General features: G+C 62.8%; 23 protein-coding genes. 18 read left to right on the top strand and 5 right to left on the bottom strand.

The features are described from left to right. The first annotated feature begins 615 nt into the window (after positions 1 to 615). From STE01S_RS18815 to trxC, 7 genes are all read left to right on the top strand, one after another. Positions 616 to 951 carry a DUF5335 domain-containing protein gene (locus tag STE01S_RS18815; RefSeq protein WP_062770723.1) on the top strand — a complete coding sequence of 112 codons (336 nt, stop codon included), beginning with the start codon at positions 616 to 618 and terminating at the stop codon, positions 949 to 951. A 31-nt stretch (positions 952 to 982) separates the two neighbouring features. After that, the gene (locus STE01S_RS18810) at positions 983 to 1,891 is read left to right on the top strand and encodes a YfdX family protein (protein WP_047867079.1); all 909 of its coding nucleotides are present in this window, start codon (positions 983 to 985) and stop codon (positions 1,889 to 1,891) included. Between the two features lie 485 nt (positions 1,892 to 2,376). Then, positions 2,377 to 3,240 carry a glycine zipper 2TM domain-containing protein gene (locus STE01S_RS20920; RefSeq protein ID WP_062770720.1) on the top strand — a complete coding sequence of 288 codons (864 nt, stop codon included), beginning with the start codon at positions 2,377 to 2,379 and terminating at the stop codon, positions 3,238 to 3,240. Between the two features lie 102 nt (positions 3,241 to 3,342). Continuing rightward, the gene (locus STE01S_RS18800) at positions 3,343 to 4,005 is read left to right on the top strand and encodes a 6-phosphogluconolactonase (protein WP_255266027.1); all 663 of its coding nucleotides are present in this window, start codon (positions 3,343 to 3,345) and stop codon (positions 4,003 to 4,005) included. A gap of 458 nt (positions 4,006 to 4,463) precedes the next feature. Further along, entirely contained in the window at positions 4,464 to 4,898 is a 435-nt protein-coding gene (locus tag STE01S_RS18795; RefSeq protein ID WP_062770717.1) for a S1C family serine protease, read from the top strand. Continuing rightward, positions 4,895 to 7,504: an ATP-dependent chaperone ClpB gene (gene clpB / locus STE01S_RS18790; RefSeq protein ID WP_062770714.1), complete on the top strand. Its 2,610-nt coding sequence runs from the start codon at positions 4,895 to 4,897 to the stop codon at positions 7,502 to 7,504. The genes STE01S_RS18795 and clpB overlap by 4 nt, the downstream gene beginning before the upstream one ends. A 60-nt stretch (positions 7,505 to 7,564) precedes the next feature. Continuing rightward, entirely contained in the window at positions 7,565 to 8,002 is a 438-nt protein-coding gene (trxC, locus tag STE01S_RS18785; protein WP_010339445.1) for a thioredoxin TrxC, read from the top strand. 92 nt (positions 8,003 to 8,094) lie between these two features. Here the strand turns inward: trxC and STE01S_RS21065 are convergent, their stop codons facing one another. Further along, complete coding sequence (locus tag STE01S_RS21065; RefSeq protein ID WP_409372005.1) at positions 8,095 to 8,520, bottom strand: NADH dehydrogenase ubiquinone Fe-S protein 4; 426 nt, start codon at positions 8,518 to 8,520, stop codon at positions 8,095 to 8,097. 194 nt (positions 8,521 to 8,714) lie between these two features. Between STE01S_RS21065 and STE01S_RS18780 the strand changes: the two genes are divergently transcribed. Continuing rightward, a complete protein-coding gene (locus tag STE01S_RS18780) occupies positions 8,715 to 9,365 on the top strand; it encodes a hypothetical protein (RefSeq protein ID WP_062770711.1) in 651 nt (216 codons plus the stop codon). A gap of 280 nt (positions 9,366 to 9,645) precedes the next feature. Here the strand turns inward: STE01S_RS18780 and STE01S_RS18775 are convergent, their stop codons facing one another. After that, positions 9,646 to 9,927, bottom strand: a complete 282-nt coding sequence (locus STE01S_RS18775; RefSeq protein ID WP_047867088.1) for a glutaredoxin family protein — start codon at positions 9,925 to 9,927, stop codon at positions 9,646 to 9,648. After that, on the bottom strand, positions 9,927 to 10,631 hold the full coding sequence (locus STE01S_RS18770) for a redoxin domain-containing protein (RefSeq protein WP_255266026.1): 705 nt from the start codon (positions 10,629 to 10,631) through the stop codon (positions 9,927 to 9,929). Before STE01S_RS18770 ends, STE01S_RS18775 begins: the two co-directional genes overlap by 1 nt. Positions 10,632 to 11,058: 427 nt before the next feature. On the opposite strand from STE01S_RS18770, the gene STE01S_RS18765 reads away from it, so the two are divergent. Further along, positions 11,059 to 11,382 (top strand): hypothetical protein, encoded by a 324-nt coding sequence (locus tag STE01S_RS18765; protein WP_255266025.1) that lies wholly within the window; start codon positions 11,059 to 11,061, stop codon positions 11,380 to 11,382. A gap of 115 nt (positions 11,383 to 11,497) precedes the next feature. Here the strand turns inward: STE01S_RS18765 and STE01S_RS18760 are convergent, their stop codons facing one another. Beyond that, a complete protein-coding gene (locus STE01S_RS18760; RefSeq protein ID WP_010339440.1) occupies positions 11,498 to 12,160 on the bottom strand; it encodes a BON domain-containing protein in 663 nt (220 codons plus the stop codon). A 292-nt stretch (positions 12,161 to 12,452) separates the two neighbouring features. On the opposite strand from STE01S_RS18760, the gene STE01S_RS18755 reads away from it, so the two are divergent. From STE01S_RS18755 to STE01S_RS18720, 9 genes are all read left to right on the top strand, one after another. Beyond that, on the top strand, positions 12,453 to 12,926 hold the full coding sequence (locus STE01S_RS18755) for a Dps family protein (protein WP_120694235.1): 474 nt from the start codon (positions 12,453 to 12,455) through the stop codon (positions 12,924 to 12,926). Between the two features lie 149 nt (positions 12,927 to 13,075). Continuing rightward, positions 13,076 to 13,888 (top strand): universal stress protein, encoded by an 813-nt coding sequence (locus tag STE01S_RS18750; RefSeq protein WP_062770700.1) that lies wholly within the window; start codon positions 13,076 to 13,078, stop codon positions 13,886 to 13,888. A 137-nt stretch (positions 13,889 to 14,025) separates the two neighbouring features. Beyond that, positions 14,026 to 14,235, top strand: coding sequence for a hypothetical protein (locus STE01S_RS18745; RefSeq protein WP_125458957.1), 210 nt, complete (start codon positions 14,026 to 14,028; stop codon positions 14,233 to 14,235). Positions 14,236 to 14,281: 46 nt separating this feature from the next. Further along, the gene (locus STE01S_RS18740) at positions 14,282 to 15,028 is read left to right on the top strand and encodes an HAD-IIB family hydrolase (protein WP_062770697.1); all 747 of its coding nucleotides are present in this window, start codon (positions 14,282 to 14,284) and stop codon (positions 15,026 to 15,028) included. 150 nt (positions 15,029 to 15,178) lie between these two features. Continuing rightward, positions 15,179 to 16,123 (top strand): DnaJ C-terminal domain-containing protein, encoded by a 945-nt coding sequence (locus STE01S_RS18735; RefSeq protein WP_010339436.1) that lies wholly within the window; start codon positions 15,179 to 15,181, stop codon positions 16,121 to 16,123. 91 nt (positions 16,124 to 16,214) lie between these two features. Then, positions 16,215 to 18,089 (top strand): molecular chaperone DnaK, encoded by a 1,875-nt coding sequence (dnaK, locus tag STE01S_RS18730; RefSeq protein WP_062770694.1) that lies wholly within the window; start codon positions 16,215 to 16,217, stop codon positions 18,087 to 18,089. A 74-nt stretch (positions 18,090 to 18,163) separates the two neighbouring features. Further along, entirely contained in the window at positions 18,164 to 18,703 is a 540-nt protein-coding gene (locus STE01S_RS18725; protein ID WP_062770692.1) for a nucleotide exchange factor GrpE, read from the top strand. 17 nt (positions 18,704 to 18,720) lie between these two features. Next, positions 18,721 to 19,347, top strand: coding sequence for a hypothetical protein (locus STE01S_RS20590; protein ID WP_162928352.1), 627 nt, complete (start codon positions 18,721 to 18,723; stop codon positions 19,345 to 19,347). Positions 19,348 to 19,417: 70 nt separating this feature from the next. Next, on the top strand, positions 19,418 to 19,657 hold the full coding sequence (locus STE01S_RS18720; RefSeq protein ID WP_062770690.1) for a hypothetical protein: 240 nt from the start codon (positions 19,418 to 19,420) through the stop codon (positions 19,655 to 19,657). A 57-nt stretch (positions 19,658 to 19,714) separates the two neighbouring features. On the opposite strand, the gene STE01S_RS18715 is transcribed toward STE01S_RS18720, so the two are convergent. Next, the coding region (locus STE01S_RS18715; RefSeq protein ID WP_457920834.1) for a glycoside hydrolase family 130 protein at positions 19,715 to 20,285 on the bottom strand (571 nt) is incomplete at its 5' end.

Genomic DNA, 20,285 nt, shown 5'->3' with positions numbered 1-20,285 from the left:
GCATCGTGATCGCCATCGAAGCAAGGAGTAGCGCATCCGCGATGTCATTCGGGACGACGCAGGCTTCGAGGCTCAGGGCGAGCAGAGCGAAAATACCATTGTCGGCTTCGCGTTTCCGCCCCCATCGCCTTGCATCGCCTTGCATCGCCTTGCATCGGCGCGCCACGGGAACATGCATCCATCCCGGGTTACGCCGAGCGTGACGGAACTTTGCTCCTCAGTGCCCGAAGATGACCGTTCCGACGCATGGTTTGACCAGCTGAAAGCTGAGCTATGTCAGGGCGGCAGGGGCGCGGGCCTGCAATTCCACGGCCGACCGGAGAATATTGATGCCCACATTGATCAGGACATCGGCAAAGATCGCAGTACCGCCGCCCGTGGCAGCCAAGTCGGAAGGCGGCGGGGCGCTTCAAGATTGGGCGTTCGGGCGGGTGGGCCGCGCCGGGGGAGTCCGTGCACCAGCCTTTACCAAGGCGTTCGAACACTCGCCTGCCTTCGAAGAGCAGAGGCCTTTGGCAGAATCGTGCTCCGCGGACCGGCGACGCAATGTGGACGGTCGATGTTTTTGTGGACTATGAACCTTGGGCCGCGATGCCTTTTCAAAGGAGTCGACTGATGAATCTGGTTCCTAAGCCAGAGTGGGGAAAGTATCTCGATCGGGTTTCCCGGAGCATGGTTGGGTTGCGAGCTGAGATTGAGGTCGCCTCGCTCGAACTCGGCGATCAGATCGAGGCGCAATACCTGCCGATTGCCGGCATCTTCTATGACCACAAGGACGACTTGGTGGGTGTGACGCTCGAGGGACTGGATCACATGATCCGCCACCCGCAATCGATCTACGTCGAAGAAAGCGGCGACGGCGTTGCGGCGATCGCCGTGATCGATGGCGACGGGACGAATCACCTCGTAAAGCTGAGGCGGCCGCTTGCGCTGCCCGCTCCCGACCAATGAACTCGTACCTTCAACAACCAAGGGGAAGATCATGAAACGCAGTTTTTTAGCCGCGACCGCGGCCTCGGCCCTCATTCTGACGGCGGGCTGTTCCAAGCAGGACGCCAACAACGAGGCCGCCACGAATGCCGCCACCGGGGCGGCCAGCGCCCCGGTGGCGGCGACGCCGGCCCCGCCCGTCGACCGCGCAGAACTGCTCCAGGACGCCGTTTCGGCGCTGCAGGAGACGCAGAATGCGCTTGCCGCGCTCGACAACAAGGACGGCAAGGCCGCGACCGCCGCGCTCGAGCGCGCCACCGGCAAGCTCGAAATCGTGCTCGCGCGCAACCCCAGCCTTGCTCTCGCTCCGGTCGATGTCAGTGTGATCAGCTACGACGTCCTGGGTTCTGTGGATGCCGTGAAGGCACTGCGGAAGTCGGCCGAGGAGGCGCTCGAAGATGGACGGTTGCAGGAGGCGCGCCATCTCATCGACGGGCTGGCGAGCGAAACCGTTGTTCGGACCAGTAATCTCCCGCTCGCGACCTACCCGGACGCGATCAAGGCCGCCGCGGCTCTCATCGCCCAAGGCAAGCTGGACGCAGCAAAGGCGGCGCTCGAAGCTGCGCTCGGCACGATCGTGATCCGCGACGTGATCCACCCGCTCCCGCTCATCCGGGCAAGCGCGGCGATCGAAGAGGCGCGCAACCTGGCTGCGAATGCCCAGCGCGGCGCCGGGGATGAGGCGAGAATCAAGCAACTTCTGAACACTGCGCGTGAACAGCTCCGGCTCGGTCAGGCGTTGGGCTATGCGACCAAGGACCAAATGAAGGAGCTGCTGAAAACGGTCGACGAGATCGAGGAGGGCACCAAGAACAAGGGCGCGGCAACGAGCATTTTCGACAAGATTCGCGATTTCTTCAAGAAAGCAACTCAATCGAGCCAGCCTGCTCAGAAGAAGTGAGTCAGCGCAATCTGACAACACTGCCAGTGCCGGCGCGCGCGGGTTCGATGTGGCTGCGGGTGGATAGCTACTGAGACCATAGGACGAGGAGTGCGGACTTTGCGATCCTGCAAAGTCCGCACTCCTCAAGCCCGACTGCCGAAGGACGGTTATATGATCGTTCATGCCCCTCGCTCGCCAAACGCATCGGGGTGGGATCCGGGGCGGGCCGAACGGATTGTCGGACGGGTTCGGCGATGGAATAGACGGAAGCCGAGGCGGACAATGCCGCGGTCCGCCGCACCGCAAATGACATGAGTCAGCCAGCCGGAGCGCTCTCCCGCTCACGGCCGCGTCTTGCCGGGCTGCGGAGGAGTGCGGATTCGCAGGCGGGCCCACGCCGTGCGAGTGATGTTCGTCATCGATGCTTCCGATGGTGGCGATGCCTCCTCGGAGGGCCGCATTATGTCCGACCTGACCGTTCGAGCATCCAAGAGGAGGGCGACATGCCGGTCATACGATTGGAAACCAAAACGGTCGCCAAACCCTGGGGCCGATGGTCGACTGGACCCTGGTTCGATGACGTGGCCGCGCGTGAGGAGCCCGTCGGCGAGATCTGGTTCGAGCTGCCGCCGGGAAGCGGGCTTGATGACCCCGAGCTGCTGGTCAAGTACCTGTTCACGAGCAGACGGCTCTCGGTCCAGGTTCATCCTGACGACGCTACCGCGAAGGTGTATGGGCTCCCCCGGGGCAAGAGCGAAGCCTGGCAAATCCTCGAGGCCGAGCCGGGGGCGAGCGTCGCGCTGGGACTGCGGACATGGGTTGGCCTTGAAATGCCTGCTAGCCCGTTTCGCTGCGCTACAATCGTGACAGTGCTTCTCGCATGCGGGAATCCCGCGTTTGCCCAGACTTCCACCGCTTCATCTTCAAGCCGAACCGAAGGCTACGGCGAGCAGTACAATGTTCCACCCCCGCGTGGCTACAAGCCGTCTCCTGGCCGCTTCGTGCAATCGGACCGCGAGCGCGAGGAGGACGATCGCTACAGCCGCGAAGCCGAACGGTGGGCAGCAGCAAATTGCATCGCAGACCGTCGAAGCAATGTCGCTGTGGGCGCAGTAATCGGCGGGCTGGTTGGAGCGCTTGCAGGTTCAGGGCTTGCTGGTCGCTACGACAGAGCCCCAGCCACGGTTCTTGGCGCGGGGGCCGGCGCGGTCGCGGGCAGCGCCATTGCGAGGAACGCCAGCCCCGACTGTCCGCCCGGGTTCGTGGTCAAGGTAGCGCCCGAGCCTTTTTATCCGCCACCCGTCTACCCGCACGTCTATATGGCGCCGCCTTGGTATGATCCCTGGGTATGGTACGGGGGCCACTGAATCTATAGGCCCTATCCCTATCACCGATACTGGTACAAACGCCATTGGCGACGCCGCTAAGTGCCGGAGCCTTTAAGGCACAGGTTTGCCACTCCCGAGCATTTGGCCGAGAGCCTGGTCCGAGAGGTGTCGGCCATCATCACCGATCGTCTGGAAACGGAAGGCCTCGCATTCGTCGCCTTTCCGGGTGGCCGGTCGCCTGTGCGCGCGTTCGAATTCCTTGCCCCGCACTCGAGCGGGTGGCGTGGGGTCACGGTCATCCCCACCGACGACCGCCTCGTGCCGCCGGGCGACCGGCTGTCCAACTATGGTCTGCTGGAGAGATGTTTCGCCGCGGGGCAAGCACAGCTCACCCCTCTCGCAAGACCACCATTCGATGATCCTGCCGCAGCGGCGGACGCAGCCGAGCTGAGGCTTTCGGACCTGGCTTGGCCGCTGGATCTGGTCTGGCTAGGGTTCGGTCTGGACGGGCATGTTGCCTCGCTCCTCCCGGGACCGGACCTTGCCGTTGCGATGCGTTATCCTGACTGGAGGCGCGTCGCCGGCATCAGGCCCGTGCCGCTTCCGGCCGAGGCGCCGGTGCCCAGAGTGACGTTGACGCTGAGCGCCATTCTCTCGGCAAAGCGACTGCTTATTTTCGGCAGCGGCCAGGACAAGCTGAAGGTCGTCGAACGGGCCCTGGAAGAGGGTGCGGAGTCGCAGATGCCGCTCGGCATCGTCTTAGCTAAAGCAAAGTGCCAGCCCGAACTATTCTGGAGCCGATAGCTTCGAACTTTGTCGCTGGATCGGCTCGCTTCGCGACGTCTCTCGGGCAGGGCCGACGCAGCAAGCTCTTTGCGAAGGGGCATGGGAGCGAAGGCTGGCAAACGCGTAGAAGATGCAGGAGCGAGCCCGCTCCTTCAGAGCACTGACAAAGATCAGCGTTTCGCCGAGCCGCCACGCTTAGATTGCCCAGGTCTTTGGTGCTCGATCGGCTCGCCGGAAGGCTGGTCGAGCTGAACGACGGGAGATCCTGGATGCGGAGGCTCGTTTTCGTTCCCGCGTTGCTGCTGGCAGTCGCTTGCGATACGCGTAGTCACGCCCAGACGGCACCGCTGAATGCGGACGGTTCCGGTCGCCTGGAGTCGGCCCGTGGCGCGCCCCCGAGCTTCGCCGATCTTGCCGCCCGTCTCTCCCCGGCTGTGGTGAACAGCTCGACAACGTCGCGTGTAAGGGTGCGGAGAATGCCCGACTTTCCGGGCGGCCTTCCGTTCGGCGGCCTGTTTCCCTTTCCGGAACTGGGCCGGCCGCCCGCTCCCCTTAATGCCACGTCGCTCGGATCCGGATTCCTCATTTCGACAGATGGCTACGTCGTCACGAACAACCACGTCGTCGCGGGTCGCGGCTCGGGCGTGCAGGTCCAAGCGATCAAGGTCACGCTGACCGGCGGGAAGGAATATCCAGCTCGCGTGGTCGGGCGTGACGAAGCCTCAGACCTTGCTGTCTTCAAAATCGAGGCCAATAACTTGCCCTTTGTGCGCTTTGGTAACTCGCCGGGCGCGCGCACCGGCGACTGGGTCCTCGCAATCGGGAATCCCTATGGCCTTGGCGGCACGGTGACTGCCGGGATCGGCCGCCACTTGTCGACTCCGGCTGTTGAACGAGAGGAATTCGAATGAACCTTGAGAAATATACGGACCGCGCAAAGGGCTTTCTTCAGGCCGCGCAGACCGTGGCGATAAGACTTAATCATCAGCGCATCACGACGGAGCATATTCTCAAAGCCCTGCTCGAAGACGAGCAGGGCATGGCAGCCGGCCTGATTCGCGCTGCCGGCGGCAATCCGGATCTGGCGGCTAGCGAAGTGGACGCTGCGCTTGCCAAGCTGCCTTCAGTCACCGGAAGCGGGGCGTCCCAGCCTCCCGGACTCGACAACGATGCCGTCCGGCTCCTCGATCAAGCCGAGCAGATCGCCCAGAAGTCCGGGGACAGCTATGTGACGGTCGAACGGCTACTGCTGGCGCTCACCCTCGCGACAGGCGCGGCGGCTGGCAAGGCTCTGGCGCGAGCGGGCGTGAAGCCCGAGGCGCTGAACGAAGCGATCAACCAGCTTCGCGGCGGGCGCGCCGCGGACACGGCAAGCGCCGAGGATCGCTACGATGCGCTGAAGAAATTCGCCCGCGACCTCACCCAGGCCGCGAGGGACGGGAAGCTCGATCCGGTGATCGGCCGGGACGAGGAGATCCGACGCACGGTTCAGATTCTGGCGCGTCGGACCAAGAACAATCCCGTGCTCATCGGCGATCCCGGCGTTGGTAAGACCGCGATCGTGGAAGGGTTGGCGCTCCGCATCGCCAATGGCGACGTTCCCGACACGCTCAAGGATCGCAAGCTGATGGCGCTCGACATGGGGGCGCTCATCGCCGGCGCGAAATATCGCGGCGAGTTCGAGGAGCGTCTCAAGGGCGTGCTCGACGAAGTGAAGGGGGCCGAGGGCAACATCATCCTCTTCATAGACGAGATGCACACGCTGATCGGCGCAGGTAAGACGGAAGGCGCGATGGATGCGGGCAACCTCTTGAAGCCCGCGCTTGCCCGCGGCGAACTGCACTGTATCGGCGCGACCACGCTCGACGAATACCGTAAGTATGTCGAGAAGGACGCGGCGCTCCAGCGCCGGTTCCAGCCAGTGTTCGTCGGCGAGCCGACGGTGGAGGACACGATCTCCATCCTCCGGGGTCTCAAGGAAAAGTACGAGCTGCACCACGGCGTGCGGATCACGGATGGGGCGATCGTCGCGGCGGCGACGCTCTCCAACCGCTACATCACCGACCGGTTCCTGCCCGACAAGGCGATCGACCTGATGGATGAGGCGGCAAGCCGGATCCGCATGGAGGTCGAATCCAAGCCGGAAGAGATCGAGACGCTCGACCGGCGCATCATCCAGCTGAAGATCGAGCGGGAAGCGCTCAGAAAGGAGTCGGATGCCGCGTCCAAGGATCGCCTGACGCACCTCGAGCATGATCTCGCGCAGCTTGAGCAGCAGTCGGCGGAACTTACACAGCGCTGGCAGGCGGAGCGGGAGAAGATCCAGGCCGAGGCCAAGCTCAAGGAGCAGCTCGACCAGGCTCGCCTCGAGCTTGACCAGGCGCAGCGACGCGGCGACCTCGCCCGCGCTGGCGAGCTGAGCTATGGCGTCATACCGGGTTTGGAGAAGCAGCTGGCCGACGCTCAGACGGCGAGCCAGGGCGCGATGCTGCGCGAGGAGGTCACCGCCCAGGACATCGCGGCGGTCGTCTCGCGCTGGACGGGCATCCCGGTGGACAAGATGCTCGAAGGCGAGCGCGAAAAGTTGCTCCATATGGAGGAGGCGCTCGGCAAGCGGGTCATCGGCCAGCGGCAGGCGGTCACGGCGGTCAGCCGCGCCATCCGCCGTGCCCGCGCGGGCCTGCAGGATCCGGACCGGCCGATGGGCTCGTTCCTGTTCCTCGGCCCGACCGGCGTCGGCAAGACCGAGCTCACCAAGGCGCTCGCGGGCTTCCTGTTCGACGACGACAGCGCGATGGTCCGAATCGACATGTCGGAGTTCATGGAGAAGCACTCGGTCGCGCGGCTTATCGGCGCCCCGCCGGGCTATGTCGGCTATGAGGAAGGCGGCGTGCTGACTGAGGCGGTGCGGCGGCGGCCCTATCAGGTGATCCTCTTCGACGAGGTGGAAAAGGCGCACAACGACGTCTTCAACGTGCTCCTGCAGGTGCTCGACGACGGCCGGCTGACGGACGGACAGGGCCGCACGGTCGATTTCAAGAACACGCTGATCATCCTCACGTCCAATCTCGGTAGCCAGTACCTATCCAACCTGGCGGAAGGGGAGACGGTCGAGAGCGTCGAGCCGCAGGTGATGGAGGTGGTGCGCGCGCATTTCCGGCCGGAATTCCTCAACCGGCTCGATGAGATCATTCTGTTCCACCGCCTCGGCCAGGCCGACATGGGTCCGATCGTCGACATTCAGGTCTCGCGCGTCCAGAACCTCCTCCAGGATCGGAAGATCATCCTTGACCTCACCGAGCGCGCGCGTGCCTGGCTCGGCCGCGTGGGGTATGACCCGGTCTACGGCGCACGTCCGCTTAAGCGCGCAATACAGCGGTATCTTCAGGATCCTTTGGCGGACCTCCTCCTGCGGGGCGAGGTCCCGGATGGCTCCACTGTCACCATTGATGAAGGGGACGGCGAACTGGCATTCACGATCCGGATGAAGGGGCCCGCCGAAGGGCAGGCTGATTGAAAGGCACTTCGCGGCGGCGATCCGCTGCCGCGAGGACCTGCAGCGAACGAGGATTTATCGATGGCTGAAAAGCGAGGGGTCGTCTGCCCCCACTGCGATGCCACGAACGCGGTGCCGACCGACCGTGAGCCGCTGGTCGCCAGATGCGGTCGTTGTCATCAGAAGCTGTTCGAGGGCGTCCCTGCCGCTCTCGACGCTGCGCGAGCGCGCAAGCATATCCGCAATTCGGATCTGCCGGTGATCGTCGATTTCTGGGCGAGCTGGTGCGGCCCGTGCCGGACGATGGCGCCGATCTTCGAACAGGCAGCGCGCTCGATCGAGCCGAAAGCGCGCTTCATCAAGGTCGATGTCGACGCAAATCCCGACATCGCATCCGAGTACGGCGTCCAGGGGATCCCCGCGTTGCTTGCCTTCAAGAATGGCAATGTCGTCGCGCGCCAGGCTGGCGTCACTGATCTAGGCACGCTGAGAGGGTGGGCCGAACGGTTCGGTGCTTGAATACCGGCATCGCAGCTTGATCGGTGCCTCGGTAGTGGCAATGTTAGCGGCCGGCGCATCGAATGCCGGCCGACCCCATGTCACGAGCCTTTCTATCCCGAGGCGTCGCCTGGCCAACCCCGGATAGGAGCATCGTCGAATTGAAAACGCTGCTTGTTAAGGGGGGCAGCCCTTTCCCGGGGGGGCTCGTGTACCTCATACGGCAAGTCAATCCGCTCGCAATAACGCACCGCAGCATCACGACTGTCGAAGCGAAGATCGATCTGAAGCAGGGGATCTTCTCCGCCGGTCCAACCTGTTAGCCAATCGACAAAAGGCCTTTTTCTCGGCTCAAACCTGAGCCTCCACTCATTCTTATGCGCGCGGCCGCCTCGCCCATGGTTGGAGGCGCTGGGATAAGGCTCGATGATTGCACGAGCATCATCAGGCAGCGAAGTTAGGTAGCGGCGCCACCATCGCCCATCCTGCGCGACGCGACAGATTGTGGCATGCCTATGATCGAGCTTCTGCTGTCGCATGTTGCGCAAGCGAATGCGACGCAGGCGGCTCCGGATATAACCGGCCGAGCATGATCGCTTTTTATAGAGACGCGAGCCCATATTGACATCTGTCCTTGCCGATGCGGAGCTTACGGTATTTCATCGGCGATAGGACTGAGCTATGTCAGGATGCTGCTTCTTGAATTGCGGATATTCTGTTCGTCCAGCCCTTGATGGAGATCAACGTGCCAGAAAAATTCGAGCAGAACGTCCTCGAGCAGGTACGAGTGAGGGAGGTTGTCGGCACCGTGCACAACCTCGAAATGCTCGAGGAATTGGTTGTTGCGCTCGGAGCGGCAGGAGTCGACAAGGGCGACATCGACTTGATGGCGAGCCGCGAGGCGGTACTTGCGAAACTTCCCGCAATCTATGGCGACCCGATAAATCTTGCGGAAATTCCCGACCTGCCGCGGCGCGAGCTGGTTACCCGAGATGAAGGGGCGACGGTCACCGGGGTTGTTTTCGGAACGCTAATCTCGCTGGCTGCGCTTGGCGCAGCCCTGCCCGTCGTGGCATCAGGTGGCGCCTTGGCAGCGGTACTCGCCGCAACTGCGGCAGGCGGAACGATTGGAGCGGGTATCGCGAAGGTCGTGCGCAGGGCCATCCTGGGTGGCGTCGGGGCCGATACTCTTGAGCGCGATATTCGTTCCGGTGGATTAGTCGTCTTTGTTCGAGTGCGGGATGACACCCCCGAATCCCAGATTCAGGACATCATGCGAAAATCCGGCGCGCTGAACGTGCACGTGCACGAAATCGAGCTGAAGAAGACGCTGGACGAGTTGCCGCTTGCCACAATCCAACCTGATCCATGGCTCGCCACCTGATCAGCGCGGGCTTGGCGGCCCGGCACGCCGAGAAGTTAGAACAGGTCGCGATCTAACCCTGATCCCATTGCGTGGTTTCTCGGGCGTTTTGCAATAAACATTCGCGTGTCGGCCGCGGCATCATGCTCAATCGCGTGTGAGATACCGGTACACCGTAGATTCGTTGGTAGGTAAGGGCACCGGACAGCGTGACGGGCGGAGTAATAGTATCACGCTGCCCGGTGCAACGGCTCGGCGGCCGGGGGGGGGCGAGTGGTCCGTCCGAGCCGTATTCCTAAAGCTAACCGTATCCGGCGCGGGCCAGCGCCCATTCGAGTTCGCGCATCGAGGGCTGCACGAGAACCTGTCCCCCGAGCTTGATCGTGGGACTGGCAAGCCTGCCTCCGGCGAGCCATTCGAGCTCCGACCGCACTTCTGGATGGGCTTCCCAGTCGACGAAGCGATACGGGATCCCGGCTCGGTCGAGATACCGCCGAATCATCATGGTGATGCCGCACCAACGGCTTCCGTAGATGACGATCGGAGCGGGAGCTGGGCCGCGTGCTCGATACGCGGACGCCATTATTCGCGTCCCGCATTCGCTGGCGTTCCAACAATCTCGTCGAGCTTGGCGAAGAGCTCATAGATGTCGGGGACATGCTGGAGCTTCGGCGAGATGTGGGCGTAGCGGATGACGCCCGCTCCATCGATGACGTAGAGCGCGCGCTCGGAAAAGCCATCAGCGTCGCGCCATACGTTATAGCGGCGCGCGACTTCTCCCTTGGGATTGAAATCCGCGAGGAGCGGCATCGAGAGTCCGCGAGCGGCTGCCCAGGCGCCGTGGCTGTAAAGGCTATCTACCGAAATCCCGACGATCTGCACGTCGCGCTTCTCGAACTCGCTCCATTCCTGCTGATAAAGGTCCAACTGCTTGCTGCAGCCTGGGCTCCAGTCGAGCGGATAGAAGGCGACCACGATTGTTCGTCCCGCATAGGATGAGAGGGTGACTTCCCGGCCGTTGGCGTCCAGCAGGGCGAACTCTGGCGCTTTCGTTCCCACGCTGAGAGGAGCATTGACCGCATCCCCCTCCATCGCAGGCGCATGCTCGTGGAGGCTTTTCAGATCATCCAGAGTCGCGCCGGCCGGTGCCTCGAAGGCAGGGCGGGCCGAGCCGGCGGAGCGCCACAATTCCTGAATCAGGCCGTGGAGCAGCGATAGAGCCTGCTTTTCCGGGCCGTCCGGAAGCTTGGGCGCCAGCGCCGCAAAGTCGGTGCTGAGCTGTTCCAATCGACTTGGCTGGGGGGGCAGTGTGCCTGCGTTTCTATCCAAGTTGGGACTCCTTGCTGCACGTGGTCCGCCTTCGCGAGGAATGGCGCGACGAACCTTCCTGATGTCGCCGACCCAACCTAATCGGGTTGCTTGGCGGCGGGCTGAGATAGATCAGAGCTTGGCTCGGCCCTGCGACTAACCCGAGACCGCCGCTCAAGGTGCCCCGGCCGCAGGAGGTCGGGGCACCATCGACGAAGGAGCAACGATCAAAACCGTGGAGGCTTAGGTTGAGATGAAGAAAATGGGATTCAGTTTTGCTCTCCTGCCGGCAATGCTTCTTGGCATAGCCGGGTGCACCACTACGGGGTCCGGCATCGGCGTTGCGAGGAGCGGGACGACGACAGCGACGTTCGTGTGGAAATCGAGCGGTGCCCGATCGGGCATTATGACCGCAAAGCTTAGCACGGGCGCCACCTATGCAGGCCCGTTCTTCCAGATCACGAGCGAGACAACCATCGAGGAGCTTACTCCGCTATGGACCGGGTGGGGCGATCGGTGGAGGTGGCGTGGTTGGACGTATTGGGGACCAAGCCAGAGCACGCTCACCCATTACAGCGGGAGGGTGCTCGCCAACCTTACCGGCGCAGACGGGCAGATGCGGTGCCATTTCCGGCTGATGCGGCCGAGTGCAGGGATGGCTGGCGGTGGGCAGGGACGCTGCCAATTGCCGGGCGGGACGATCATCGACGCGACCTTTCCGCCGGCCTGACGGCTCTTGCTCAATTCGGTCGGCAAGGTTACGCCGGTCGGCGATGGGTTCGTGCGGGTGGATGTTGTGCAGCCGGCGAAGGCGGGGATAGCCATCCCCATCCCCGCCGATCGCATCAGGGCAGGATCCTGATTTGATTGTCAACGCTCGTCACGCCAGGTGCGGCCCATGCCGATCTTTCGGCCTCCTGACGTTCGGCCCAGCTCCTGACCGTACCCTTGAGCGTGACCTTGCCGCCGTCGGCTATGACCTCGACGCGTTGCGCGTCGACCTGGGCGCTGCGGACGAGGGCGTCCTCGATCTTCTTCTTGACGTCGCCAGGGTTGACCCTGGGCTCTACCGTGATCAAATTGGTGACGCCCTTTACGCCGCTGATCGACCGGACGGCGCGTTCGGCCCATTCCTTCTGAAAATTCCATTCGACATGGCCCTCGAGCGTAAGCCAGCCATTTTTGACGACGACCTTGACCTTTTCGGCGCTGCTGGGCAGTTCGCGCTTCAGCGATTTTACCGCGTCTTCGGCAATCTCGGGATCAAGGCGCTCGGTCGACAGCTTGACCTGGATCTCGTTGGCGACCGCCTTAACCCCCGAGACGCGTTTCGCCGCCTTCTCGGCATAATAAGAGTCCATATAGCTCTTGGTCACGCCGCTCAGCGTCACGATCCCGTCCTTCACGGCGACGGCGATCGTCTCGTCATGCTGGATCGACGGGTCGTATTTGATCTCGTCCTCGACGTCCCTCTTGATGGTGGAATCGGTGCGAAAAAGGGAAACCATGGTGGATCCTCCTAGTCATTGCGGGCCAGCAGCCCAGGTTGACACTCCGCCGCAGCTTTCCTATTCAGCGAGTCGCCGATGCGCGCTGACTTAGGTCAGGCGAAAACCGGTGGGACCGTTCCCGGCCCGGTCGCGGTCTGCGACCGTTACATTGCCGTCTGATGTGGGTCAGTTCATCGCCGCGGTGCCGCGCTATCCTCCGCAGTGCTTCACCAACCGCGCTTGCGGCCGAGGCGCAACCCGCGACCAGACCTCCGCCCGCCTAGCGCGGCGGATTAACAGGATGACAGGAATGGCCATCGAGATCGGAATTGACGATACCAAGAGGAAAGAAATAGCCGAGGGTCTGTCGCGCCTGTTGGCCGACACCTACACGCTATATCTGACGACTCATAATTTCCACTGGAACGTCACTGGGCGGATGTTCAACAGCCTCCATGCGATGTTCATGGTCCAGTATACTGAATTGTGGAATGCGGTTGATCCGATCGCCGAAAGAATTCGCTCGCTCGCTGAGCCAGCACCTGGTTCATATGCGCAGTTTGCGAGGCTGAGCTCGCTCGCTGACGCGCCCGAAACTCCCCCCAGAGCCGAGGCGATGATCCAGATTCTGGTCGACGGACACCAGGCGACTGCCCGATCGGCTCGCAGCCTCTTTCCTGTGGCCGATGAAGCGGGCGACCAGGCGACCGCTGATCTCGCGACGCAACGCGTGGCGGTTCACGAAAAGGCGGCCTGGATGCTCCGCGCGCTCCTCGACGAGTGAACTTACCTCCACAGCCCACGCTTTCGGCGGCAATGATCGGCGGGCGCCGCGTCTGACCTATGTCAGCGTCTGCGATCCTTCCGCTGCTTACCCTTCTGCTGCTGCGGCCATTGCCTTTCGGCCGACCACGCAATCGAAAGGATCGGTAGATGAAAACAGGATTGCTCCACGTGGCCGAGGACAGGGGCGGAGACGCGCGGCTTGACGCGGCAGTCCAGCTTGCCCGGGCATTCGACCTTCATCTGACGGGCGCGCAGGCTGCGCCGCTGTCGGCCTACGCAATGGCCGACCCCTTCGGCGGGGTTTACCCATCGGTGAAGCTCTTCACGGAGCATGAGAAACGACAGGATGCCACGCGCGCGGCCGTGGAGGCCAGACTGCGCGACGAGGGTGTATCCTTCGACTGGGTACGCGGAGCTGGTTCTCCCGCGACGGTGCTTCTCGATCAATCGCGATTGAGCGACGTGATCATCCTCAGTCATCTCGAAAGCGACGAAGGCGGCTGGGACGCGGAACTCGACCTCGTCGGCGATGTCGCAGTCCATTCGCGCGCTCCGATCCTCTCGGTGCCTTATGACAACGGAACGCTTGATCTCGACGGCGCTGCGCTCGTCGCGTGGAACGCTTCGTTCGAGGCCGCGCAGGCGCTGCGTTTCGCGGTTCCGCTCCTGAGCCGGGCGGCGCGCGTCCAGATCGTGACGATCGGGGACGACGCTCCCGAGTTTCCCGCCGCCGGCGCTGCCGCCTATCTCTCGCATCATGGCATCCAATCGGAGTTGCTCCCGGTGCCGCGCGGCGAGCTCAGCGTGGGAGAGGAACTGCTGAACGTCATCATCGACTCGCGGTCGAGCTTCGCGGTTCTCGGCGCCTATGGGCATTCGCGCATTCGCGAACGTATCCTTGGTGGGGTCACGCGCGAGATGTTGCTGCGGTGCCCGAAGCCGCTGCTGCTGGCCCATTGAGGAAGGAGTTCGATCGATGCGCGGCATCATCGCAGCAGTGCTGTGCGTCGCTCTAGCTGGATGTGGGACGCAGAAGGCGGAGCAGCCTAGCGGCGATCACCGCGCATAGCGCCTCGATCAACAACTACCAACAGGCGGTGATCAACCTGAACGACGCATCTAGGCGGTCTGCGCTCTTCCGCGCGATCCGAGATGCCGGTCTGGCGTGCCAGAATGTCATTCAGGCTGAGCGGCTGCCGGACGAGAAGGAGGGACCGGTTTGGCGGGCGCAGTGCGAAGACAAGTCCTATCATCTCGTCATCGTTCAAGCCGATGGCACGGCCAATGTGGTCAGCCGAACTCGGTGATCCCTTCTTATAACTCTTGTGTCGACCCAAAGCCAACGGTGACGGTGTGAAGCAGCTGATCGCTTTCGATCTCGACGGCACCTTGGCCGAAAGCAATGCCCCGCTCGACGACGAGATCGCCGGGCTGCTGGCAACGCTCCTCACCTTTGCCCAGGTGGCAGTGATTTCCGGGGGTGACTGGCCCCAACTGAAGAAGCAGGTGATTGATCGCCTGCCAAGCAATGCAGAGCTGGCCATGCTCTGGATATTGCCCACTGCCGGCGCGAAGCTGTTCCGCTTCACCAAAGACTGGCAGCTGGTCTACTCGCAGGCAATCACGCCGGATGAGAAGTCGCATATCCTGGGCGCACTGGAACGGGCGATAGCGGCGGCGGGCCTCAATGACGATCCTGCGTGGGGACCACGGGTCGAGGATCGCGGAACGCAGGTAACCTATTCAGGCATCGGGCAGAAAGCGCCGCTGGATGCCAAGCGGGCCTGGGACCCGGATCGTCGCAAGCGGCTGCAGTTGCAAGCCATGCTAGAACAATCCTTGCCTGGCTGGTCGATCAACATCGGAGGAACCACATCGGTCGACATTACGCGGGAAGAGATCGACAAGGGATTTGGACTGCGCAAGCTGGCAGAGGTTAGCGGCGTCGCCTTGAAGGACATGATGTTCCTCGGCGACGCAGTATTCCCTGGTGGCAACGACTACCCTGCGGTTACGACCGGCGTCGACACAGTCGCTGTTCGCGACGTGCAGGAAACAAAGAGCATCCTGCATGCTCTCAACCTATGGTTTGGTGCATGATCTCGCTGGAACGCGCCGTGGAGCGGGATGCCGATGGGGAGTTCGGAGTCGCGCACCTTGCAAGATGCTTCCGGTAATAGGATTGGTTATCTCATTTTCGCCGAGGCGTAACGACAGATAATGAACAACCGACATAGGGACTGAAACAGAATGGCCGATCCATACCAGGCCTTGAACGTGCCGCGCGATGCTGACGACGCCACGATCAAGAAGGCCTATCGAAAGCTCGCCAAGGAATATCATCCGGACCGCAACGCGGATAAGCCGGGAGCGGCGGAACGCTTTTCTGCGATTACAGCCGCCTATGACCTCCTTACCGACAAGGAAAAGCGCGCGCGCTATGATCGCGGTGAAATCGATGAGAATGGCAATCCGAAGGCTCCCTATGGTTTTTCCGACTTCGATGGTGCCGGACCCTTTGCCCGCCGTGGCGGCTTTCGTGCCGGTACCGATGGTGGCGGGACGACATTTGAATTCAGCGGGGACGAAGCCGATTTCGCGAGCATATTTGGCGATATGTTCGGCCGCGCGGAGACCGCCGGGGGCGGTCAGCGCCGATCATATCGCTCTCGGGGAGCTGATGTCGCCTATCGCCTGAACGTCAGCTTCGAAGATGCAGCGGCGCTGCGTCCGCAACATGTCGAGCTCAGAAGGGGGAAGGCGGTCGACCTGAAGCTGCCGGCTGGCTTCGAGTCGGGGACGCAAGTGCGCCTGCGTGGCCAGGGGGAGGAAGGCCCTGGCGGACCCGGCGATGCCATCGTGATTCTCGAGATAGAGCCGCACCGCTTCTTCACGAGGGATGGAGACGATGTCCGTTTGGAGTTGCCGGTGCGCTGGGACGAAGCCGTGCTCGGCGCCAAAGTGCGGGTTCCGACCGTCGACGGGCCGGTGTTGCTGACGATCCCTAAGGGATCGAGCTCGGGGCGCACGCTGCGGATCAAGGGCAAGGGATTCCACCGGCGGGACGGTTCACGCGGCAATCAGTTGGTCCGCCTGATGGTGCATCTGCCTTCCGGCGACGCTGAGCTTGAGGAGTTCGCCCGGACCTGGGCTCAGCGTCATGACGAAAATCCGCGTGCCTCCTTGGGAGTCTGAGGCGGCCTTACGCGACAACTGATCCAGGTCAGGACTCACGAGCGCGAGACCCTTCATCGTCGTTGTTCGATTTTCTAATTCGGAGGCTAGCATGGCGAAAGCAATCGGCATCGATCTTGGCACCACCAATTCCTGCGTCGCGGTGATGGAGGGCAAAGAGCCCAAGGTCATCGAGAATGCCGAAGGTGCCCGGACCACCCCATCCATGGTGGCCTTCCGCCCCGATGGCGAGGTACTGGTGGGAGCCGCCGCGAAGCGTCAGGCCATTACCAATCCCGAGCAGACGCTCTTTGCGATCAAGCGCCTGATCGGACGCCGCTACGATGACCCTATCGTCCAGAAGGACAAGGGCATGGTGCCCTACAAGATCGTTCCCGGCGCCAATGGTGACGCCTGGGTGGAGGTGAACGGGAAGAAGTCGAGCCCCAGCGAGATCTCCGCGCACATCCTGCGCAAGATGAAGGAGACTGCCGAGAAATATCTGGGCGAGCCGGTCACCGAAGCCGTCATCACCGTTCCGGCCTATTTCAACGACGCCCAGCGGCAGGCGACCAAGGATGCGGGGACCATCGCCGGTCTCGAGGTTCTGCGCATCATCAATGAGCCAACGGCTGCCGCCCTTGCCTATGGGCTGGAAAAGAAGAAGGCAGGCACGATCGCGGTTTATGATCTTGGCGGCGGCACGTTCGACGTATCCATTCTCGAACTCGGCGATGGCGTGTTCGAAGTGAAGTCGACCAACGGCGACACCTTTCTCGGCGGCGAGGATTTCGACAAGCGGATCATCGACTTTCTCGCGGACGAGTTCCGCAAGGAGCAGGGGATCGATCTGCGCCAGGACCGGCTCGCGCTCCAGCGCCTGAAAGAGGCGGCCGAGAAGGCGAAGATCGAGCTCAGTTCGGCATCGCAGACGAGTGTCAACCTGCCTTTCATTACCGCGGATCAATCCGGTCCGAAGCATCTCGACATCAGCCTCACGCGCGCCAAGCTCGAGGCGCTGGTCGATGATCTCATCTCCCGCACCATGGGGCCGTGCAAGGCAGCGCTGGAGGATGCAGGGCTTAATGCCGATCAGCTCGACGAAGTTGTGCTGGTCGGCGGGATGACCCGCATGCCGAAGGTCGTCGAGGCGGTGAAGACTATCTTCGGGCGCGAGCCGCACCAGGGCGTCAACCCTGACGAGGTCGTGGCACTTGGCGCAGCGATCCAGGCGGGCGTGCTGAAGGGCCAGGTCGAAGACGTGCTGCTTCTCGACGTCACGCCATTGTCGTTGGGCATCGAGACGCTCGGCGGCGTGATGACCAAGCTCATCGACCGGAACACGACGATACCTACCAAGAAGAGCCAGACCTTCTCGACGGCGGAGGACAACCAGCCCGCTGTTACCATCAGGGTCTTCCAGGGCGAGCGGGAGATGGCCGAGGACAACAAGCTCCTCGGCCAGTTCAATCTCGAGAACATCGCACCGGCGCCCCGAGGCGTGCCGCAGATCGAGGTGACGTTCGATATCGATGCAAACGGCATCGTGAACGTTTCCGCGACAGACAAGGGGACCGGGCGCGAGCAGAAGATCACCATCCAGTCGTCGGGCGGACTGAGCGAAGAGGACATCAAGCGTGCGGTCAGGGACGCCGAAGAGCATGCCAGCGAGGACAGGAAGCGGCGCGAACTGGCGGAAGCGAAGAACCAGTCCGACGCTTTGATCTTCCTTTCCGAAAAGACGCTTGCGGATGCAGGGGATCGCGTTGCGGCCGCGGATCGGCAAGCCGTCGAAGACGCGGTTTCGAACCTGAAGACGGCTATGCAGGGCGACCAGATCGAGGACATTCGCGCGCGCGGCGAGGATCTGCAGTCTGCGACCCAGAAGGTCGCAAGCGCCCAGCGCGCCGAGCCGGGCAGCGCATCGTCGGCTGATGACGGGATCGTGGACGCCGAGTTCGAGGAGGCGGACGACGCGAAGAAGTGATCCGGTCCGTTCCGCTGATCACAATTTGGTGAAGTGGCGCTGCCGCTTGCACGGATGAATGAAGGCTCGGTCAAATGAACCAGGACGACATCGCTGAAGGAGGACAGTCTCCGGCGCCGCAGGAGCAGGAGGTGGAGAAGCCCGAGTCCAAGCAGGCGGCCGCATCGGAAGCCGACGAGCTGCGGGAGCGGCTCCTGCGTGCCCTAGCCGATGCCGAGAATGCCAGGAAGCGAGCCGATCGCGCGCGTGCCGAGGGGCGCGAGAGCGGGATTGCAGACCTGGTCTCGAAAATCGTTCCCGCTCTCGATAGCCTCGATCTCGCCATCGAGGCGGCCAGCCGAACCGAGGAAGGAACCCAGCCGAGTGTCGATGCCCTGCTAAACGGGCTCCGGGCGACCAGTCGCGAGTTTCTCGATGCGCTGATCAAGGTGGGCGTCGAGCGAATATGCCCCGGCACGGGCGAGGCGTTCGACCCCAACATCCATGATGCGATCTCATCGCGATCTGATGACGAGACAGGTGACGGCCTGGTCCTCGAGACCCTCCAGCCGGGATACAGGATTGCTAGCCGGCTTGTGCGGCCCGCGCGCGTCGTGATTGCAAGCGCGAGCTGAGCGGGAAGGCGGATCCGATGGTACGGTTCGCCTCCGCCGCTGACGCCTCCGGAACACGGCAATGCTTTGGCCGGCTGCTGCGACGCTCGGCCCGGCCGACAAGGGGCAACTGGTGGTGTGGCGTGTTCGCCCTCGTCTCGGCCGCGCATGTCGACCCGACGCCTGCGAAAAGCGGGCCCCAGCTCCCGACTTTCGAAGTCCACGAGGTCGGGAGCGGCGATCAGCCGAGCTATGAAATCGCAATCCTCGCCCCGATTCGCTGGCCTGACCGGTCGGTGCGGACGGGGTTGTTGAGGAAAGCGGCGCAAGTCGCTGCAGGCCGTGGGGCGCGCTGCTTTGCGATCGAACGCGCACAGTTAAGCCGCGATGTGTCGTATGTGCCGCTCCGATCCGGTCATATGACCATTTCGACGAGCGGAAGCGCGGCTGAATGGCGCCGCTATTGGCGGCTCTATCGGCATGTGCTCGATAAGCCAGGCGTTCATTTTGGCCTCGGATCCGCACCTCGAATAGGAAGCAAGGTAGTCGAGGGGCGAATGATCATTCGTCTCTGCGGACCTGGTGTGGAGACGTCGGGCGATCTCTTCGAAGTGGAACAGATTTTGTCAGGCATTCGCACTTCCGACCCAGCCGGAAGCCGTTGATGGTCTGATCCTCTCTCCGCGACCTCGTCTTTGCAGATGTTCTCGCGAGGCAAGGTGGCGGAGTAGGCGTATGTCCGTTGTCGTCCTGATGATCGAGCACCTCGGAAAGGTCTTCCTTTCGACGCATCCGAATCATGCAATCGCCTGGTCCACGCTTTTGTCCTACGTGAACGGCACCTGGGCTGAACGTTTCCCCGACCGGCCGCCTCCAGAAATCGAGGAAGAACGCGTCACGATGTTCTTCGTGGGGGAGGGGGACGAGTATGTCATCGCGGAAGCGGACGTCGAGACCGACACGACGCTGCATTAGGGAAGTGCCTGCTGGTGCGCGACTGACGTCCGCTGCGCCGTCATAGCGAAGGAAGGATCACGCGTCCGTTCGGTCCCGGATCGGCTCCACATCCTGGGCGATTGGGGACCGGGCGGCAGCTGGCGGCGACAGCATCGCCAGCAATTCCGCCAGGTCCATCGACGCGAAGCTCACGGAACTGTCCGCCACGCCATACGGCATGATCAGGCGGCCGGCGTGCGCCAACGCACCGCAGGTGTAGACGACGTTGGGGACATAGCCTTCGCGTGCTTCATCCGAGGGCGAGAGGAGCGGGACTGCGGTTCGGCCGATGACGCGGCTCGGGTCATCCCGATCGAGCAGCAGCGCCCCGATGGAATATTTGCGCATGGCGCCGACGCCGTGGGTGAGCACGAGCCATCCTTCTTCCAGTTCGATAGGCGCTCCGCAGTTGCCGATCTGGATAAGTTCCCAGGCATATTCCGGACGCGCAAGAATTTCGCCATGCTCCCAGGAAAGGAGATCGGTGGAGCGCAGTAGATAAAGGCTCTCGCCGTCCTGTCTCCCGAGCATCACATAGTCTTTGCCAAACTTGCGCGGGAAGAGCGCCATGCCCTTGTTGCGTGCGGCGCTGCCCTGGAGCGGGCGA

It is taken from the genome of Sphingopyxis terrae subsp. terrae NBRC 15098 (genome assembly GCF_001598815.1).
GTDB classification, from domain to species: Bacteria; Pseudomonadota; Alphaproteobacteria; order Sphingomonadales; family Sphingomonadaceae; genus Sphingopyxis; species Sphingopyxis terrae.
Note: the sequence above shows the minus strand (reverse complement) of the source record. Positions and strands in the feature narration are given on the sequence as shown.